Annotated in this window: 1 protein-coding gene; it reads right to left on the bottom strand. The window is 41.1% G+C overall.

The genetic code is table 11. The features are described 5' to 3' along the window. Positions 1–329: 329 nt before the first annotated feature. Positions 330–627, bottom strand: a 298-nt coding sequence (locus HMPREF9304_RS15045) for a hypothetical protein (protein WP_036929329.1), incomplete at its 5' end; no start/stop codon positions are given.

The following is a 627-nucleotide window of genomic DNA, read 5'->3' as shown; positions in this document are numbered from 1 at the left end:
TATTCCTTTTGGGGCTTCGCCCCGCCTTTGCCCGTAACGTCAATTGCTGTATAATGTCTTGGGCAATCATTTCTATACGGGCTTCGCAACTTCTTTGCTTGTAACTATTGCTACTGCACAAAGTCCAGAACATTCATCCTATTGCGGCTTTTTGCGTATTAACAGAGAAAATTCATGACAGCTCATTTTTTAATAACGAAAAACGCAAAAGAAAAAAGACAATATTGCAAAAAATATTTCACGGAAGAACGTCCCAATCCTACCTAAAAAGAAGAAAATCATCGTTACAATCTTTTACTTTTGACGAAAGGTAGGAGAGGGGTTGCACTTCATTTCCTTTCGCTTTTATTGTCAAAACGCCTGCGTTTCTTTGGTTTCTTTTTTATCACACGCACATTTTCGTGTTTTCTGTTGCTTTCGTTGTTATTTTCATTTGTGCTGTTTTCAACAACAAGATACATCATTTCAAAATAAACGAGCGGTGGCACCACGATGGTGAATCTGCCCTCACAATTAGGTATGACTGGTTTGCACGCCGCAAAGACGGGCTGAAAGCCCAATCGGAATATAGCCCAGGGTAACACCCTGGGTATGGATATTCCAGCATACTGGCGCGCTGTAAGCGCA

The organism is Hoylesella timonensis S9-PR14, assembly GCF_000762405.1.
Lineage (GTDB): Bacteria > Bacteroidota > Bacteroidia > Bacteroidales > Bacteroidaceae > Prevotella > Prevotella timonensis_A.
Note: the sequence above shows the minus strand (reverse complement) of the source record. Positions and strands in the feature narration are given on the sequence as shown.